15 protein-coding genes and 1 pseudogene are annotated in these 17,722 nt (G+C 64.4%); 11 read left to right on the forward strand and 5 right to left on the reverse strand.

Annotated features, from left to right (window positions below; all coding sequences use genetic code 11):
- Nucleotides 1-15 precede the first annotated feature (15 nt).
- Nucleotides 16-144 (forward strand): acyl-CoA dehydrogenase family protein, encoded by a 129-nt coding sequence (locus A6E15_RS21495; protein ID WP_277612961.1) that lies wholly within the window; start codon nucleotides 16-18, stop codon nucleotides 142-144.
- Between the two features lie 237 nt (nucleotides 145-381).
- Nucleotides 382-1,032 carry an acyl-CoA dehydrogenase family protein gene (locus A6E15_RS21505; protein ID WP_076148446.1) on the forward strand — a complete coding sequence of 217 codons (651 nt, stop codon included), beginning with the start codon at nucleotides 382-384 and terminating at the stop codon, nucleotides 1,030-1,032.
- A 601-nt stretch (nucleotides 1,033-1,633) separates the two neighbouring features.
- On the opposite strand, the gene A6E15_RS17510 is transcribed toward A6E15_RS21505, so the two are convergent.
- Nucleotides 1,634-2,830: a 3-hydroxyacyl-CoA dehydrogenase gene (locus tag A6E15_RS17510; RefSeq protein WP_076148448.1), complete on the reverse strand. Its 1,197-nt coding sequence runs from the start codon at nucleotides 2,828-2,830 to the stop codon at nucleotides 1,634-1,636.
- A gap of 292 nt (nucleotides 2,831-3,122) precedes the next feature.
- On the opposite strand from A6E15_RS17510, the gene A6E15_RS17515 reads away from it, so the two are divergent.
- From A6E15_RS17515 to lpdA, 3 genes and pseudogenes are all read left to right on the forward strand, one after another.
- Entirely contained in the window at nucleotides 3,123-4,301 is a 1,179-nt protein-coding gene (locus A6E15_RS17515; protein ID WP_076148450.1) for a CaiB/BaiF CoA transferase family protein, read from the forward strand.
- A gap of 94 nt (nucleotides 4,302-4,395) precedes the next feature.
- Nucleotides 4,396-5,096 (forward strand): annotated as a pseudogene (locus A6E15_RS20130) (IS6 family transposase).
- Between the two features lie 399 nt (nucleotides 5,097-5,495).
- Nucleotides 5,496-6,899: a dihydrolipoyl dehydrogenase gene (lpdA, locus tag A6E15_RS17525; RefSeq protein ID WP_076148451.1), complete on the forward strand. Its 1,404-nt coding sequence runs from the start codon at nucleotides 5,496-5,498 to the stop codon at nucleotides 6,897-6,899.
- Nucleotides 6,900-6,923: 24 nt separating this feature from the next.
- On the opposite strand, the gene A6E15_RS17530 is transcribed toward lpdA, so the two are convergent.
- A complete protein-coding gene (locus A6E15_RS17530) occupies nucleotides 6,924-8,138 on the reverse strand; it encodes a zinc-binding dehydrogenase (RefSeq protein ID WP_084177405.1) in 1,215 nt (404 codons plus the stop codon).
- Between A6E15_RS17530 and A6E15_RS21510 the strand changes: the two genes are divergently transcribed.
- Nucleotides 8,082-8,225 carry a zinc-binding dehydrogenase gene (locus A6E15_RS21510; protein WP_245800606.1) on the forward strand — a complete coding sequence of 48 codons (144 nt, stop codon included), beginning with the start codon at nucleotides 8,082-8,084 and terminating at the stop codon, nucleotides 8,223-8,225. The genes A6E15_RS17530 and A6E15_RS21510 overlap by 57 nt on opposite strands.
- A 21-nt stretch (nucleotides 8,226-8,246) precedes the next feature.
- Here the strand turns inward: A6E15_RS21510 and A6E15_RS17545 are convergent, their stop codons facing one another.
- The 3 genes from A6E15_RS17545 to A6E15_RS17555 are packed head-to-tail and all read right to left on the reverse strand — an operon-like array spanning nucleotide 8,247 to nucleotide 10,796.
- On the reverse strand, nucleotides 8,247-9,770 hold the full coding sequence (locus A6E15_RS17545; RefSeq protein WP_076148453.1) for a class I adenylate-forming enzyme family protein: 1,524 nt from the start codon (nucleotides 9,768-9,770) through the stop codon (nucleotides 8,247-8,249).
- Between the two features lie 23 nt (nucleotides 9,771-9,793).
- Nucleotides 9,794-10,003, reverse strand: a complete 210-nt coding sequence (locus tag A6E15_RS21925) for an acetone carboxylase subunit gamma (RefSeq protein ID WP_076148455.1) — start codon at nucleotides 10,001-10,003, stop codon at nucleotides 9,794-9,796.
- Nucleotides 10,004-10,010: 7 nt separating this feature from the next.
- On the reverse strand, nucleotides 10,011-10,796 hold the full coding sequence (locus A6E15_RS17555) for an acetoacetate decarboxylase family protein (protein WP_076148456.1): 786 nt from the start codon (nucleotides 10,794-10,796) through the stop codon (nucleotides 10,011-10,013).
- A 148-nt stretch (nucleotides 10,797-10,944) separates the two neighbouring features.
- Between A6E15_RS17555 and A6E15_RS17560 the strand changes: the two genes are divergently transcribed.
- The 5 genes from A6E15_RS17560 to A6E15_RS17580 all read left to right on the forward strand — a co-directional run bounded on the left by A6E15_RS17560 (nucleotide 10,945) and on the right by A6E15_RS17580 (nucleotide 17,665).
- A complete protein-coding gene (locus A6E15_RS17560; protein ID WP_076148457.1) occupies nucleotides 10,945-12,177 on the forward strand; it encodes an acyl-CoA dehydrogenase family protein in 1,233 nt (410 codons plus the stop codon).
- Between the two features lie 45 nt (nucleotides 12,178-12,222).
- Complete coding sequence (locus tag A6E15_RS17565; protein WP_076148458.1) at nucleotides 12,223-12,696, forward strand: hypothetical protein; 474 nt, start codon at nucleotides 12,223-12,225, stop codon at nucleotides 12,694-12,696.
- Nucleotides 12,693-13,760 carry a phosphotransferase family protein gene (locus A6E15_RS17570; protein WP_076148459.1) on the forward strand — a complete coding sequence of 356 codons (1,068 nt, stop codon included), beginning with the start codon at nucleotides 12,693-12,695 and terminating at the stop codon, nucleotides 13,758-13,760. The genes A6E15_RS17565 and A6E15_RS17570 overlap by 4 nt, the downstream gene beginning before the upstream one ends.
- Before the next feature lie 156 nt (nucleotides 13,761-13,916).
- Nucleotides 13,917-15,989, forward strand: a complete 2,073-nt coding sequence (locus A6E15_RS17575; protein ID WP_076148755.1) for a hydantoinase/oxoprolinase family protein — start codon at nucleotides 13,917-13,919, stop codon at nucleotides 15,987-15,989.
- On the forward strand, nucleotides 15,986-17,665 hold the full coding sequence (locus tag A6E15_RS17580) for a hydantoinase B/oxoprolinase family protein (RefSeq protein ID WP_076148460.1): 1,680 nt from the start codon (nucleotides 15,986-15,988) through the stop codon (nucleotides 17,663-17,665). Before A6E15_RS17575 ends, A6E15_RS17580 begins: the two co-directional genes overlap by 4 nt.
- Nucleotides 17,666-17,722: the final 57 nt, after the last annotated feature.

The raw sequence follows: 17,722 nt of genomic DNA on the forward strand, positions 1-17,722 counted from the left end.
GAGAACCTCGAAACGCTGGCGGAACACGGGTTCCTCGGGATCAACTTCGACGAAGAGTACGGCGGCGCGGGGATGTCCGAGTTCGAAGCGATGCTCCTCAACGAGCGGTCGGTCGGGTCTGCCCGGACACGGCGTCGTTCCTGAACTCGCTGCATATGGTCGCTCCGCGCGCGATCGATATGTTCGGAACGCCCGAAGCGAAGGCGGCGTATCTCCCGCCGCTGACCGAGGGGAATGACTTCATCGCGATCTGTATCTCCGAACCGGAGGCCGGCTCCGACGTTCACTCGATGAACACGACGATCGAGGAACGCGACGGCGACCTCGTTCTCAACGGCGAGAAGACGTGGGTCTCACGCTTCGACGAGGCGTCGGCGGGGCGTGACGTGGGTGAAGTTCCCCGACGGACTCGGCACCGTCATCGTCGACTTCGACGACCCCGGCGTCGAAGTGAGCAACCACTACACGAACATGGCCGGCCACGAACAGACCCACTACTACATGGAAGACGTCGTGATTCCGCCCGAAAACGTCCTCACCCGCGGCGAAGACGCCTTCAAAGAACAGCTGAAGGCCCTCAACTGGGAGCGACTCGCCGTCGCGTCGATCTCGAACACGTGGGCGCTGGCCGCGCTCGAACACGCGCTCGAGTACGCTCAGGATCGCGAACAGTTCGGGCAGCCGATTGCCGAGTTCCAGGGCCTCGAGTGGAAGTTGTCCGAGATGGTGACACACCTCGAGGCGTCTCGCGCGCTCACGTACCGGGCAGCCGAGGACGCAGTGGCACGGGGCCGCGTGCCCGATCCCCTACAGACCGGCGCGGCCAACCTCTTTTCGGGACAGACCGCCGAGACAGTCATCAGCGAAGCGCTCCAGATCTGCGGGGCGAACGGCTACCAGCAGGGGCACCCGCTCGAGTACCTGTACCGACTCCAGCGCGGCTGGCGGTTCGCCGGCGGGACCGACGAGGTACAGAAGAATACGATCGCCCGGTGGCTCAAACGCGGCGGTGCGCCGTCGCTGCTGAACTGACGGCGACTCGGCCGCGGACGAGGGTAGCCACCGAAAGTCAACGCACAGCCGATCGTATAACGGCTATGCGACCGGTGTGCAAATCGTTTCAGTGGCTACTATAGAACGTATTCATGCGTCGTTCTGTAGCGGCGTATCGAGTGTCGATACGTTCCGCATTTCGGAATTCGCCTTTTCATCGACTCAGCTGGCGTTAAATCCGGCATTTATCGAATCTACGATCGATGACGAGGAGAGTATCGAGGAGTATTTACATCTATATGGTTGTAAAAACTGGGTCGTCTCGCACGCGCTGGGTCTTTGCCCCAGTGTCCAGTTCGGACGAACGGAACGAAGATATTCATGCGTGAATCCACCGCCGTGCGCTAGCAGCCGAACGTAGTGAGAGTATCGGCGAGATAAGGCGGTTTCTATATACGGAACAAAGTATCATACTACGCCCTCCAGTACGGGAAGTGGAGACGAGTTACTGTCGGTAGGCAGTGTAGTTGTATCCGGCGACCTCATGTAGGGACGGAGACGGCACGCTCACCGAGAACTCCCGCGATCACGGCAGAAAACGGGAAACCAACCGACGGTCCTCGATCGCGATCGCAAGCGGTCAGTAGAACGTCTCGTCGTTCTTCGCCTTCTCGACGAGCAGGTCACACGGCAGCGTCTCGGCGAGTTTGTTCGTGTCCCCGTGGCGGCTGGCGACTTCGGTTAGCTTCTCGAGGACGACGTCGGTGCCAACTTCGTCTGCCTTCTCGAGCGGGCCGATCGGCCAATTCCCGCCGAGGCGGGCACCGGTGTCGACGTCCTCGACGCTGGCGACGTCGTTTTCGACCATTTTGGCGGCTTCGTTGATGATCGGTGCCCAGACGAGCAGCGTGTCGAAGCCCTGGCCCGCATCGACGGCGATCTGCGGCTCGTCGCGTTCGTCGTAGTCGTAGTAGCCGGCGTCGGCCTTTCGACCGTATCGCCCCTTGTCGTAGAGCTGATGGAGGATCGGGCAGACCTCCGTGTCGTAGGACATCGGCCGATCGTCCTCGAGGTGGTCCTGTTCGCCCTCGACCCGGAGCTGGATGCCGCCCGTATAGTCGGCGAGTTCGAACGGCCCCATGGGGAATCCCTCCGCGTACTTCATCGCGGAGTCGATCTCCTCGATCGAGTGTTCGCCTCGATAGACCATCCAGGCCGGCCCCTCGCCGTACGGGCGCATCAGCCGGTTGACGATGAACGAGGGGATATCGATCTTGCACCGAATCGGCGTCTTATCGAACGAGTCGACGAGCGCCTCGGCGGTGTCGGCCACGCCGTCGGGCGTGTGTTCGGTCATGATCACTTCGACCAGTTCCATCAGCATCGGCGGGTTGAACCAGTGGGTCCCGACGACCTGCTCGGGGCGGTCCGTCGTCTCGGCGAGCCTGGTAATGTTGAGCCCGGACGTGTTCGTCGCGAGGATTGCGTCCTCGGGAGCCGTCTCGTCGAGGTTCTCGAAGACGTCCTCCTTGACCGATTGCTGCTCGACCGCCGCCTCGGTGACGAACTCCGCGTCGCCGACCGCCTCCTCGAGGTCGGTCGTAAAGGAGAGGCGCTCGAGCGCGTCGTCGATCTCCGACTCGGCCGCGGCCCCGTTCTCGACGGACTTCTCGTACGACCACTCGATCTGTTCTCTCGCTTCCTCGAGTTGTGATTCGTCGATATCGTTGATGTACGCCTCGTAGCCGGCCAGCGCGGCCACGGCACCGATGCCGCGACCCATCTGTCCGCTACCGATCACTGCGACGGTCTCGATATCGTTGATACCTACCACCATACCCGTGAAATCTCAAACGACGCTCAAAAATGTACCGTTCGAACCGGAATCCGGCGGGACGTATCGTGGTCCAATGTCGGGTCGAGAGCGGGACCGCCGTATCCGACAAGAATATGTGTGTCGACGAGTGAAATCGCATCAGTATGTTCGATTGTAGCAAGCGGACTCGCTACCCCGTTCGAGCGGGACCTTCGTTCCTTCGTGCGAAACCGTCGACGGTCGCTCAGACCGTGGGTACCCGCACGGACGCTACGCCGTCCGGCCAAAAGCGACCACCGAAACGGGGGCACCGATGCTCGCGTTAGATGATATCACCGTTCTCAGCCTCGAGAGCGGCGTGAGTGCGCCGCTGTGTACCCGGATGCTCGGCGATTTCGGCGCCGAAGTGATCAAGGTCGAACGTCCCGACGTCGGCGACGTCAACCGACACTGGGACTCGGCCGTCTACGGGGACTCGTCGGCCCACGTCTGGGTCGACCGAAACAAGCTCAGCATCGAGTTGGATCTCAAGTCCGACGACGGATCGAAGATATTCTCCGAACTCGCCGCCGAAGCGGACATCGTCGTCCAAAACTACGCGCCGGGCGTCGTCGAGCGGCTCGGGGTCGATTACGACTCCGTCTCGGAGATCAACGAGAATGTGATCTATCTGAACATCTCCGGATACGGTCGAACCGGCCCGTACAGCGACAGAAAAGCGTACGATCTCGTCATGCAGGGCGAATCCGGCGCGATTCTCCTGAACGGGTCGCCCGACGAACCGGCGAAAATCCCGATCAGTATCTGCGATATCAACGCCGCGACCTACGGGACGATCGCCACGCTGCTTTCGCTGTTCCATCGCGAACGGACGGGCAACGGCGACGAAATCGACGTCACGATGTTCGGGGGCATGCTCTCCTGGATGGGCTATTTCCCACACAAGTACTGGCACAACGACGAACTCCCCGAGCGAATGGGGACGCGTCATCACCTGATCACACCGTACGGCCCGTACGAAACGGCCGACGACCAGTACGTCAATTTCGCAATCCTCAGCGAGGCCCACTGGAAGGAGTTCTGCGTCGATATCATCGACCGTCCCGCCCTCCTCACGGATGACCGCTTCGAGACGAACGAGGACAGGATCGACAACAGGGACGTACTCGAGTCCACGATCGAATCGGTCATCGAAAGCGAGCCCCGTGATCACTGGGCCGATCTCCTCTCCGAAAGCAGCATTCCGTGGGGCGACGTCAACGAACTCGACGACGTACTCGATCACCCCCAGACGGAACACCTCGACCTCGTGAAAGAACTCGAAACCGACGACGGTCCCGTCCCGTACGTCGACAACCCGATCTCGTTCGGCGACCTCGAGACGACAACCGATCGGATGCCGGACCTCGGCGAACACACGAACGACATCCTCGAGGCGATCGGGTACACCAGCGAGCAGATAGACGAGTTGCACGCGAAAGACGTCGTGTAGAGCGACGGATTACGTCGGGTTCATTTCGCCGATTCAGGCACCGTCTACTTAGCGCAGTTTGAGGAACGAGCAGATCGTAGAGTGAGTTTGGACTATGCTTGCAGACCTGCTCAGCGAGTGCTACGCGGCGGAATTTGATGAATATCGGGAGCGTGAGCGAACGGCGACGCCCATCAGAGCGTTCGCCGTCCGACTCCACGCGACCGGTTGTTCACTTCGATAGACACAAGCAATTCTTCGTTCACTCGGTATCGAACGTTCTCATTAAGCGATCTAGCAGTAAATATATTGGCTGGATGATAGCATGACAGACCCGCCGACCGCTTCGCCGTCGCGGGTCGCGGTTGACGAAACCGCTGTCAGTATTAACGGTGATCGATCTGGACGGATACTGCAATAGACCTGGCACGAAACTCCTTCTTGATCTCGCACTCTTCGGACGGCAGGCACCGATCCAACTGCTGCGTTTCTGCATGGACTCGCCGGGAAACACGATCTCTCCGAGGCTGCGTTCTCGTCGATGGTGCTGGCTATCTGACTGCCGTCTCTCGTTTCGGATTAAACGGTCACCTCGACTACGTTGCTCGAAACCAGATCGAAAAGTGGTTTCATACCCTCAAAATGCGGGTTGACCGCTTCGATAATTCATGGGTGGGCAGTCGGGCGGCCGTCAGAGAGTTACTTGAACAGTTTGTACACTACTATAACACGCAGCGACCGCACCAGCCACTCAACGGACAGACGCCAACAGAGGTGCTAAACTATAGTAGCCACTGGAAGTCATTGCACACCTGATCGCGCGATGTCGTCACGATCAGTGTGTAAATCGTTTCAGTGGCTACTATAGACAGTGCCTTCTAATCGACGAGTCGGACCACCGTGTCCGGAACCCGTCCCGGGTTCCGTCGTCTCCGTCGTCGCGTTTCGAGTTCGGTTACTTTCGGTGTCCAACGACGATAGTTGGGTTTTGATCGGAATCGCCCTTCTCGACCGAATGAAATAACGGACTAAGGTCGTTATATTCGGGAGTGTCAATTCGAGTACCAAAATCAACGGAAAGTAATACTCAAAAGAGTTTATTTGGCGAGAGCCGGTCAGACGGAGAACGACGTCGGCCCGAATAGGCGACAGCGAAGCGGCCCTTCGAACCCGGCGATCACAAACCACTATAAGCGATTCGAACGATTCCCGCGTATGGTAGCGACTGACGTTCTCGTGATAGGCGGTGGACCGGGCGGCTACAGCGCTGCGATTCGCGCCGCTCAACGCGACTGCCACGTCACGCTCGTCGACCGCGACGGGATCGGCGGGACCTGTCTCAACAACGGCTGTATCCCCTCGAAGGCGCTGCTGACCGCATCGAACCTCGTCACCGAATTCGAGTCGGCCTCTCGGATGGGGATCTACGCCGAGCCGTTCGTCGAGGTCGGCGAGATGATCAGCTGGAAAAACGAGGTCGTCGACCAGCTCACGGGCGGCGTCGAAACGCTCTGTAAGGCGAACGGCGTTACCCTGCGAGAGGGAACGGCGCGTTTTATGGGCGACCACACCGCCGAAATCACCTCGGGGGACGGGTCCCCCACCGAACTCGAGTTCGAAAACGCGATCGTCGCGACCGGGAGTCGACCGATGGAACTCCCGGAATTCCCGTTCGACGCCGATCCGATTCTGAACTCCCGGCAGGCGCTGGCGCTCGAGACGGCGCCGCGTTCGCTGGTCGTCGTCGGGGCGGGCTACATCGGGACGGAACTCGCGACGGTGTTCGCGAAGCTCGGGACGGACGTGACGGTCATCGAGATGGAAGACGACGTGTTACCGGGGTACGAATCGGATCTCACTCGGCCCGTCAAGGAGCGGGCCGAGTCGGTGGGCGTCGACTTCCGGTTCGGTCAGGTCGCGGCCGACTGGACTCGAGCGGACGACGGGACCGTCACCCTCTCGACTGACGGGACGAACGGGAACAGTCTCGAAATGACCGCCGAGAAGTTCCTCGTCGCGATCGGTCGGGAGCCAGTCTCCGATACGCTCGACCTCGAGTCGGTCGGCGTGGCGCCGACCGATGGCGGGTTCCTCGAGACCGACGATCGGATGCGGACGAGTCGCGATCACGTCTTCGCGGTCGGTGACGTGGCCGGCGAACCGATGCTCGCACACGAGGCGATCGCCGAAGGACTCGTCGCCGCGGAGGTCGCGTCGGGCGGCGACGCCGCGCTTCGCGACGCCGCGATCCCGACGGCGGTGTTCGTGGATCCGGAAATCGCGACCGTCGGACTGACGGAAGCGGAAGCGCGCGACGCCGGCCACTCACCGGTCGTCGGTGAGTTCTCGTTCGACGCCAGCGGCCGAGCGCTCACGCTGTCGGAGACGGACGGGTTCGTCCGCGTCGTCGCCGGAGAGGACGGCGGCCGACTCCTCGGCGCACAGATCGCGGGTCCGGAGGCGTCCGAGTTGATCGGCGAACTCGGACTGGCGGTCGAGACGGGACTGACGCTCGAGGACGTCGCCGGCACCGTCCACATGCACCCGACGCTCTCGGAGGCGGTCATGGAGGCCTGCGAGAACGCGCTCGGACGGGCGATACACACGCTGAACCGGTGACCGACGGCGCGACCGCGACTCGCATCAGGGCTCGACGAGTACTTTGATACGATCGCTGTCGGGATCGCGAAGCTGCTCGAACGCCGATTCGGTCTCCTCGAGCGAAACGGTTCCGGAGATCATCGGTTCGGGATCGATGCGCCCGTCGGCCACGTAGTCCAGCGCGGTCGCGAACTCCGACCGCGAGGCGAGCGGGCCGCCCTGGAACCCGAACGAGCCGACGAGTTCCCGCTCCGCCTGCATGACGTCGTTGGGGTGGATCGGGACCTCCTCCTCGAAAACGCTGAGGACGACGACCCGTTCCCCGTACGCGGTACTCCGGAGCGCGTCCGTGAGCGTCGCGGCCGTTCCGGCACACTCGAACGAGACGTCCACGCGGTCAGTGTCCCGTTGAATCTCCTCGACGGCGTCGACGGCAGTCGGGTCGATGACGACGTCGGCTCCGAGCGCCGCCGCGGCCTCTCGACGGGCCGCTCGCGGTTCGCTGACGTAGATCTCACGGGCACCGGCCGCGGCAGCGCCGGCGACGACGCCGAGACCGATCGGACCGGCGCCGAACACCGCGACGCGATCGGTCGGCTCAAGGCCCGATCGGCGAACGCCTCGAAGCGAGACGCCGAGGGGTTCCGCGAGCGCAGCGTGGCGAAGCGACACCTCGTCCGGAACGGGAACCGCCATCGAAGACGGGACAACGATCCGATCCGCGAATCCCCGGCTGGCGACGACGCCGCCGTCCCCCTGCTCGCAGAGGTGGTACTTGCCGTCCGCACAGTAGCGGCAGTCGTGGCAGGCAGTGACCATATTCAACGTGATCCGATCGCCGACGCGAACGTCGTCGACGTTCGCGCCCGGCATCTTCCGGATCTCCTCGACCTCCGCGAAGACCGTCTCCGTGAGTCGGTTCCGCGGAACGACGCGATTGACCATTCCCAACTCCGCCGCTCGCTGCGCGTCGACAACCTTGCCGGAGAGCAGCAGTTCCGTCGCCTCGTGGAGGTTCGTGACGAAGGGGTAGACCAGCGTCGGCGGGACCCCGGCCATCCGCAATCCCGGGTAGCCGAACGACGATTCCTCGGTCGCGATCACGAGGTCGGACGCCATCGCCAGATCGCTTCCGCCGGCGAGACAGTAGCCGTCGACCGCCGCGATCACCGGTTTATCACACTCCCAGACTGCGTGGACGTGATCGGTCGCGGCGTCGAACTCGTCGAAAACGGAACCCTCGAGCCGGTCGTCCACGAGCGATACTCGCTCGCGGAAGCCGATCGGGCGTTCGCCGACATGGCGGATCGCAACGCAGTCGGGAAGCTCGTCGTGGAGCCCTGATCGGCGGTCCGCGAGCGGGGGTCAGGCGAGTTCGTTCTTCAGCACCTTGCCGGTGGGATTCCGCGGTAGCTCGTCTCTGAACTCGACCTCGCGGGGCTTCTTGAATCCGGCCAGGTTCGCCCCGACGTGGTCGACGACGTCGTCCTCGGACAGCGCGGCTCCGTCTTCGGGAACGACGACGGCTTTCACCCGTTCGCCCCACTGGTCGTCGGGGACGCCGACGACCGCGACCTCGTCTACCCCCTCGAGGTCGTGGAGTACCTCCTCGATCTCCGCGGGATGGACGTTCTCGCCGCCGGTGATGATCATGTCGTCGGCCCGGCCGACGAAGTAGACGAAGCCGTCCTCGTCCATCCGGACGAGATCGTCGGAGACGAACCAATCGTCGTCGAACACCTCGGTCGTCTGCTCCGGCATGCCGTAGTACTCTTTGAACACCGTCGGACCGCGGTAGGCGATCCGTCCCGCCTCGCCGGTCTCGACCTCGTTGCCGGCCTCGTCGACGACCTTGACTTCGACGTTGATGATCGGTCGCCCCACGCTGTCGGGCTTCTCGAGCGCGTTCTCCGGGCGCAGCATCGTCGTCGACGGCGAGAGTTCGGTCTGACCGAAGACGTCGTAGAGGTTACAGTCGAAGGTCTCGATGATCGCCTCCTTGAGAGAGCGCTCCGAGGGCGCCGCGCCGGTCATGTAGTGTTCGAACGACGAGAGGTCGTAGGACTCGGGGTCGGCCGACAGCACCGCACGGCTCATCATCGGGACCATGAACGTCGCCGTCACGGACTCGTCCTCGAGGACCGAGAGGACCGACGCCGGTTCGAAGTCGTCGACCAGAATCGTCGTCCCGCCGACGTAGAACGACATCATGAACAACCCGAACGCGGCGATGTGGAACAGCGGCGTCACCACCATGAACCGGGCGTCGCGGGAGAGGTTCACCTCGTAGAGGGAGTTCTCCGCTGCCTGAACGACGTTATCGTGCGTGAGGACACAGCCCTTCGGCTTGCCGGTCGTCCCGCTCGTGTACATGATGGCCGCCTCGTCGGCCCTGGCGGGGACGACGTCGACGGGATCGGCCGACGCGTCGTCCCGTACCGTCTCGTAGTCGGTCGCGAACGCCGGTGTCGACTCACCGACGTGCAGGTACTCCTCGACCGGCGAATCGAACTCGTCGTGGACGCCGGCGATCGTCTCGCGGCCGGCCTCGTCGAAGATACACAGCGCCGCGTCGCTGTCCTCGAGAACGTAGTTCACCTCGCCGGCTTTGAACCGATGATTGATCGGTACCGGCAAGGCACCGAGCTTCATCGTCGCGAGATAGCTCTCGATCGTCTCGATTCGGTTCCCCGTGTACGTCGCGACCGTCGCTCCCGCTTCGATACCCCGTTCCGCGAGCGCGTTCGCCAGTTGATCTACCCTGCGGTTGAGTTCCTCGAAGGTCTCCGCCTCGGTTCGCTCACCGTCCGCTCGTTGAACGACGGCGTCGCCGTCCGGCTGCGTACGCGCGTTCCGTTCCGCGAGGTAGCCGACTGTGAGTCCGTCCATATAGTGTTTGATGATAACATAACTCAAAAAGTTATGGCTCGGTGCGGTGGATCGGCGAGGTGTCCTCGCCGGTGCGTTCGCGCTCGGAGCGCTTCGAGATCGGTCTCCAGATCGTGGAGGATCGGATCCTCGGTTCGAGCGATCTCGTGGTCGATCAACACAGCGCAGTCAGGACAGTGGAATCGCCGGACAAGGACGGAGCCACCGCAGACGACCCGGACAGCGGCCAACACTGTGGGCTCAGTCGGACAGATTGTCCAACTCGAGCCAGTCGTTGCTGCGTCCGGCCCCGAAGGCGTACGGGAGGAACGATTCGGGGTCGACGGTGGTCACGTTCTCCTGTGTCGTGCGCAAGTCCGCTTCGGTGTACGACGCGCCGAGGACTTCCGCTATTTCGAGGTCACTGAGCGGGCCGTTCGGGCCCTCGCCCAGCGAAAGCGATCCGGTACCGGACTCGTACGCGGCGAGATCGCTGTCCAACGTGACCCGCACCAGCGTCGGGTCGAACTGGAACCCCCGCCCGGTCGCGTCGGGAAGTGCCTTGTAGTGATAGACCGTCTGCGACGTCGGTTCGGGTTCCCGTTTCGCGTCGATAGTCGCGTCGATCTCGATGAGCGACTCGCCTCGACGGCTCACTCGCCCGCGCACCTCGTCGCCGGTGCGCTCGAGCGAGATGGTAGCTTTCGTCTTCGGTTCGCCGAACAGCTCTCGGCCCCACGCGATCGCTTCCTCCGTCGACATCGGCATGGTTACGCAGTACTCTCCGACGTGGCCGTCGTGCTGCGCACGGACGTAGACGCCGCCGCCGCGGAACGAGCCGACGCAGTTACTGCGTCCGACGTCGACGACGTCGGCTCGCATCACCGGGTCCTCGATCGGTTCCAGACCGGGCGGGAGAATCCGCTCGACAGTCGACTCGCGAGTGCGAAACCTGATCGCCACCTGCTTCGCGTCGTAGAATCGGTTCTCCGCCATCCGTTCTTGAATCGCTTCGATCTCGTCTCTCGACCGAACGAGTCCGGACATGGTCCGTGGTCACCGTCCCGGATATTAACGGTTCGCCTCGGGGGGACGCCGTCGAGTCCGAACGCGTCCGTCGACCGGTTCGCGGGCGACCGAACGGGACCGCTGTCCCACCCGAACGCTAATGTATCAGCTCCGAATGTCACTATGTATGGATTTCGGGATCCCGGAGCCGCTCCAGCAGTTGCTCGACGAACTCGACGCGTTCATCGAAGCGGAGATCGAACCCCTCCAGCGGGAACACGACCGGTTCTTCGATCATCGACGCGAGGACGCGCGGACGAACTGGGAGGACGGTACGCCGACGGCCGAGTGGGAGGCGTTGCTCGAGGAGATGCGCCGACGCGCCGACGAAGCCGGGTTCTACCGGTACATGCTTCCCGAGGAGTACGGCGGCCGGGACGGGAGCAACCTCGGAATGGCGGTGATTCGGGAACACCTCGCCAGCAAGGGCGTCGGCCTGCACAACGTCTTGCAGCAGGAGGCCGCCGTCGTCGGCAACTTCAACGTCGCCGAGTTGGTACTCGAGTTCGGGAGCGAAGAGCGAAAAGAGCGCCACCTCGAGGACCTCATCGAGGGCGAGACCACCGCCGCGTTCGGCCTGTCCGAACCCGAACACGGCAGCGACGCGACGCACATGGACACCACGGCCGAGAAAGCGGGCGACGAGTGGGTGATCAACGGCGCCAAGCGCTGGAACAGCGGGATGCACACCGCCGACTACGACGTCATCTTCGCTCGGACCGACGGCGAGGACGGCGACCACGAAGGGATCACCGCGTTCTGGGTGCCGACGGACGCGGACGGGGTCGACGTCGAGTACTTCCACTGGACGTTCAACATGCCGACCGACCACGCCGAGGTGACCCTCGACGACGTTCGCGTTCCCGACGACGCGATCCTCGGCGAGGAAGGGAAAGGGCTCCAGCAGGCGTCGTACTTCGTCCACGAGGGCCGCATCAGGCAGGCCGCCTCGAGCGTCGGGGCCGCCCAGTACTGTATCGACGAGGCGGTCGAGTTCGCGAAGGACCGCCACACCTGGGACGAACCGCTCGCGAAGCGACAGGGGATCCAGTTCCCGCTCGCCGACCTGCACACGGAGGCCGAGCTGGTTCGAAACCTGGTGTACAAGACGGCGTGGCAACTCGACGAGGGCAGTCAACAGAGTGTCAGCGACAAGGTCTCGATGGCGAACTACCGCGCGAACCTGCTGGCGTGTGACGCCGCCGACCGGGCGATGCAGGTCCACGGCGGACAGGGGTACACGCGCCACAAGCCGTTCGAACACGTCTACCGTCACCACCGGCGCTACCGTATCACCGAGGGATCGGAGGAGATCCAGAAGCGCAACGTCGCCGGGCACCTGTTCGACTACCTCGGGTAGGGGTGACCCGCAGTTTTTTGTAACGATACCGTACTATACCAAGGTATGCCATACCTCGATCCGGAGCTGATACTGGACCGGTTCGCGGCGTTCACCCGCGAGGAAGTCCGACCCGCCGTCACCGACGACGAGTTCGTCCACGCACAGGTCGGCTCGATGGCGTCGACGCTCCAGTTCTTGGCCGGCGACGTCGGTGGGCGGGAGGCCGCCGTTCGAGTACAGCGCCGAACCCTCCGCGAGAGCCTGACCGAACTCGAGTCGGCACTCGATCGACACGACGTCGGCTCGTCGGCAGTGCGAACTGCGGTCGACGACGCTCGGAGCGACCTCGAGACCGCAGACGGACCGACGAGAGACGTCGAGGAGACGCTGGTGGCCGTCGCGGACGACGTCCTGACGACGATCGACGCGGAGTTAGACGGGGACGCTGCGGCGGTTGCCCGGCGACCGCTGTACGACTTCCTCCGAACGCGCGTCGACGAGCAGCTCCGACTACTCGGCCGGGAGGACGACGAATGACGGACTTTTCGTCCGACGCGCTCTCGACGTATCTCTCCGGGACACTCGGCGACGGGGGCGTGACCGTCGACGACGTCGTCGCCCACACCGAGGGATGGTCTCGAGACACGGTGTCGTTCACGGCTCGCTATCGCGAGGGAGGCGACGAGGTGACCGAACGGCTCGTCCTGCGAGCCGAGAACGAACTCCAGCACGACATCGACGACGAGTCGCTGCCCGGCAACGACATTCGGACGGAGTACGAGACGGTCGCGGCGGCGCAAGACGCACCCGTTCCGGTCCCGCGGGTTCGCTGGTTCGACGAGACCGGCGGGCCGTTCGGACGCGGCCTCTTCGTCATGGATCACCTCGAGGGGGAGCCGCCGATCACGTGGGATCCGCGCGACCGGCAGGACTTGTACGACGCGTGGGACTCGGACGACCGACGCCTTCCGAACCGGTTCGTCGACGCCGCCGCGGGCGTCCATTCGATCGACGGCGCGGCGATTCCGGGGATCGAAGACGTCCCGCCCGACGAGGTCGTAACTCGCGAGATCGACCGCTGGGAGGAACTGTACCGGAGCGCCGAACTGAAGCGGGAGCCGGCGGTCGAGGAGGCGATCCGCTGGTTCCGCGCGAACGCGCCGACGGTTCCCGAAACGACGCTGGTCCACGGCGACTTCCGGATCGGCAACGCCCTCATCGACGGCGATCGGATCACCGGGCTGCTCGACTGGGAGTTCGCCCGCGTCGGCGATCCCCTGTTCGACCTCGGCTACGCGAGTACGCGGTACTTCGCCGGAAAACTCGTCGAGCCGATCGAGCGGCCCGAACTGGCCTGTTCGCTGCTCGAGCGGGAGTGGTTCTACGACGAGTACGAGCGCCGGACGGGACGGACCGTCGACCGCGAGCGCGTCCGCTACTGGCAGGCGTTCTCGGCGTTCGTCATGCTCACCATCTGCTGCTGGGGTGCCAGTCAGTACGAGACCGGCTCGAGCGACGACGTCCGCAACGCCTGGTTCCAGTACCCCGTCCCGGGGCTGATCGAGGACCTGCTCGCCATCATCGAGGACGACCGTCTCTGAGAGACCGAGACTCGACCCCTCGGAGAACCGCCCCGTTCCGAAGCGACCGCTCCGCCGGTACTCCTCGTCCCGTACAGCCCTCGCCGCTGTAGCCCATTGATAACAGTTACCACAACATATATTGGACCGGCTGTGGACACCGGAGACGAACAGTACATGTATACGCTTGGCATGGACATCGGCGGGACCTTCACGGACTTCACGCTGGTCGATCGGGAGTCCGGCGACGTCACCGTCGACAAGGAGCCGACGACGCCGGCCAATCCAGCGGAGGGGGCGCTGACCGGTGCCCACCGGATCCTCGAGGAGAACGGCGTCGCGTTCGGAGAGTTGGACACCGTTATTCACGGAACGACGTTGGTCTCGAACACGCTCATCGAAGGGACCGGCGCGACGACGGGACTGTTGACGACCGACGGGATCCGCGATACGCTCGAGTTGCGGCGCGGATCGCGGTACGACATGTTCGACTGGGAGATGGAGTACCCCGATCCGCTGGTCCCCCGCCAGCGCCGGCTCGAACTGAACGAGCGGCTGAACGACGCGGGGGAAGTCGTCGAACCGCTCGACCGCGAGGAAGTCCGCGAGCGGACCCGAACGCTGGTCGAGGACCACGACGTCGACTCCGTCGCCGTCTCGCTGCTCCACTCCTACGAATCGGACGAACACGAACGGATCGTGGCGGACGTCATCGCGGAGGAATACCCCGACCTGAACGTCTCGCTGTCCTCGGCGGTCGTCCCGGTCATCAGGGAGTACGAGCGGACGTCGACCACCGTCATCAACGCCTACGTCGCGCCCGTCGTGGCGGACTACCTCGAGTTCCTCCGCTCGGAGCTGGAATCGGAGGGGTTCGCGGGCGAGGTCTACATGATGACCTCGTCGGGCGGTATCGTCGACGTTCGAACGGCGAAGGCGGAGCCGATTCGGCTCGTCGAGTCCGGGCCGGCGGCGGGCGTCCTCGCCTCGCGCATCTTCGGCGAGAACCACGGCAACGACGACGTGTTCTCGTTCGACATGGGCGGCACCACTGCGAAGGGCTCGATCGTCGAAGACGGCGACGTGCGGATGAAATACGAGGCCGACGTCGCTCGCGTCCACCGGTTCAAAGAAGGCAGCGGCTACGACCTCGTCTCGCCGCTGATCGACCTGACCGAGATCGGCGCCGGCGGCGGCTCGATCGCCGCCGTGAACGACGTCGGACTCATCGAAGTCGGTCCGGAATCGTCCGGATCCGACCCCGGCCCGATCTGTTACAACAGGGGCGGTGAGGATCCGACGGTGACGGACGCGTCGCTCCTGCTCGGCTACCTCAACCCGGAGAACTTCTACGGCGGACGGATGGACCTGGCCGCGGAGAAGACCCGCTCGATCTTCGAGGAACGCCTCGCCGACCCGCTCGGCGTCTCCGTCACGGAGGCGGCGTGGCGGGTGTTCGAGGTCGTCAACGAGAACATGGCGACGGCGTTCCGGCGATACGCCGCCTCCCGCGGGCTCGATACGCGCGGGCTCTCGATGACCGCGCTCGGCGGTGCGGGGCCCTCGCACGCGTTCCGGGTCGCCCGCAAACTCGACATCGACGAGGTCGTCTGCCCGTACGGCGCGGGCGTCGGCTCCTCGATCGGACTCACCGAAGCGCCGCGCATGTACGAGGCCAGTTCGACCAGCCAGGCCGTCCTCGAGACGCTGTCTACCGACGACTTCCGGCGACAGTTCGACGCCCTCCGCGAGGAGGCGGCGGCCGTTCTCGAGCGGGCCGGCATCGACCCCGACGAGACCGAGGCGTCGCTCAGCCTCGACATGCGCCACGTCGACCAGGGCCACGAGATCAAGGTCCCCCTCGAGGGGTACGACAGCGACGAGGTGACGCCCGACGTCGCTCGCGAGGCCTTCGAGCGGACGTACCGGGAGACGTTCAACCGCGAAACGCTCGAGTTCCCCGTCGAAGTCCTCACGTACCGGCTCGAACTCAGCGAGGGTGGCCGCGACGCCGAGACCGCACAGCTCGCCGTTCCCGACGACGGGAGCGACGAACCGACCAGCCGCGACGTCTACTTCGGCGCCGAAGAGGGAACGGTCACGACCGACATCTACAGCTGGGACGGGCTCGAAGCGGGCCAGACGATAGCGGGCCCTGTCGTCGTCGAGGCCGACCAGACGACGGTCGTCGCCGATCCGGATTCGAGCGTGACCGTGGCCGACAACTACGATATCACCATCGAACTATGAGCGGAACGAACGACACCGGGGCGACCGATTCGGCAGGCCTCGAGACGCAGGTGCTGTGGAACCGACTCCAAGCGACCGCCGACGAGATGTACGACGCCGCCGAGCGGCTGGCGTACTCTTTCTCCATTCGAGAGGGGGCCGACGCCTCGACGGCAGTCATGACGGCCGACGGCGACGCGATCGGCCTCTCGGACCAGTCCGTCCCCGTTCTCTCGGGGGCGCTCTCCCGGACGACGAGGATTATCCTTGCGGACTACTTCCCGCCCGAGACGCTCGAGCCCGGCGACACAATCATCACGAACGATCCCTGGAGCGGGGGCGGCCACCTGTCGGACGTGGTCGTTCTGAACCCCGTCTTCCACGACGGCGACCTCGTCAGCATCGTCGGCAGTCTGGGACACACCGACGACGTGGGCGGGAACCGCGGCGGCTGGTCGACTGACGCCGAACAGGTGTACGAGGAGGGACTCCTCGTTCCGCCCGTGAAACTCTACGAGGCTGGCGAGCGAAACGACGCTATCGACTCCGTCATCCGGAGCAACGTCCGGATCCCCCATCAGGCGCTCGGAGACCTCGAGGCATTGCGATCGGGGAACACGGTCGGCGAGGAACGAGTTCGCGAAATCGTCGACGAACGGGGCCCCGAAACGTTCGACCGCGTCGCCGACGAAGTTATCACCCGAACCGAACGGGCGCTCCGGGAGCGATTCGCCGATCTGCCCGACGGCACCTACGAGGAGTCGGTCGAGTTCGCCATCGCCGACCACGACCTCGAAATCTGCGTCGCCGCGACGATCGACGGCGACGACCTCGAGGTCGACTTCACCGGGACGTCGGCACAGGTCGAGGGCGGGATCAACTGCCCGTTCGGAAACATCGTCACCATCACCGAGTACATCGTCAAGTGCATGCTCGTCCCCGATCTGCCGAACGCGGAGGGATTCTTCCGGCCGATCGAGGTGACCGCTCCGGAGGGATCGATTCTCAACTGCGATCGGCCGAAGGCCACGATGGGACGGCACCTCACGTACTCGCGAGCGGAAGACGCGCTCATCCGCGCGCTGGGTCAGGTCGTCCCCGAATCGGCGCTCTCCGAGATGGCGGGCATTCAGCTTGCGCCGTTTTCGGGCGCCGACGAGAACGGCGACGAGTTCATCGCCGTCGGCGGGACGGCCGGCGGCCTTCCGCCCAGCGCCGACAAGGACGGCATCCCCGGCGTCTACTTCCCGTACAACGGCCAGAACACACCGATCGAAATGTTCGAACGGTACAGCCCCCTCCGCTGGGAGGAGACGGCGCTCGTCCCCGACAGCGAGGGCGCCGGGGAACACCGGTCCGGCCCGGCGATGCGGACGTCGTACCACAATCCGACCGAGCGGCGGGTGTACTTCGCGCTCACCTCCGGCCGGGCCGATGACGACCCATCGGGGTTCCGCGGTGGTCGGCCGGGCAACCGAGCGACGACCGCGTCCTCGAGCGACGAGAAGGACGTCCCGCCGAACGGGTCCGGCGTACTCGAGCCCGGCGAAACGCTCACGCTCGTCTCGGCGACGCCCGGTGGATACGGCGATCCCGAGGACCGCGACCCCGAAGCCGTCGCGGAGGACGTCGAGCAGGGGCTGCTCACCGAAGAGCGCGCCCGCGAGGTCTACGGCTACCAACCCGACGAGCCATGAACTTCGGCGGGTTCGTCGCCACCGATTCGGTGGCCGACGCGACCGAGTACGCCCGCT

The organism is Natrinema saccharevitans (genome assembly GCF_001953745.1).
Lineage (GTDB): Archaea > Halobacteriota > Halobacteria > Halobacteriales > Natrialbaceae > Natrinema > Natrinema saccharevitans.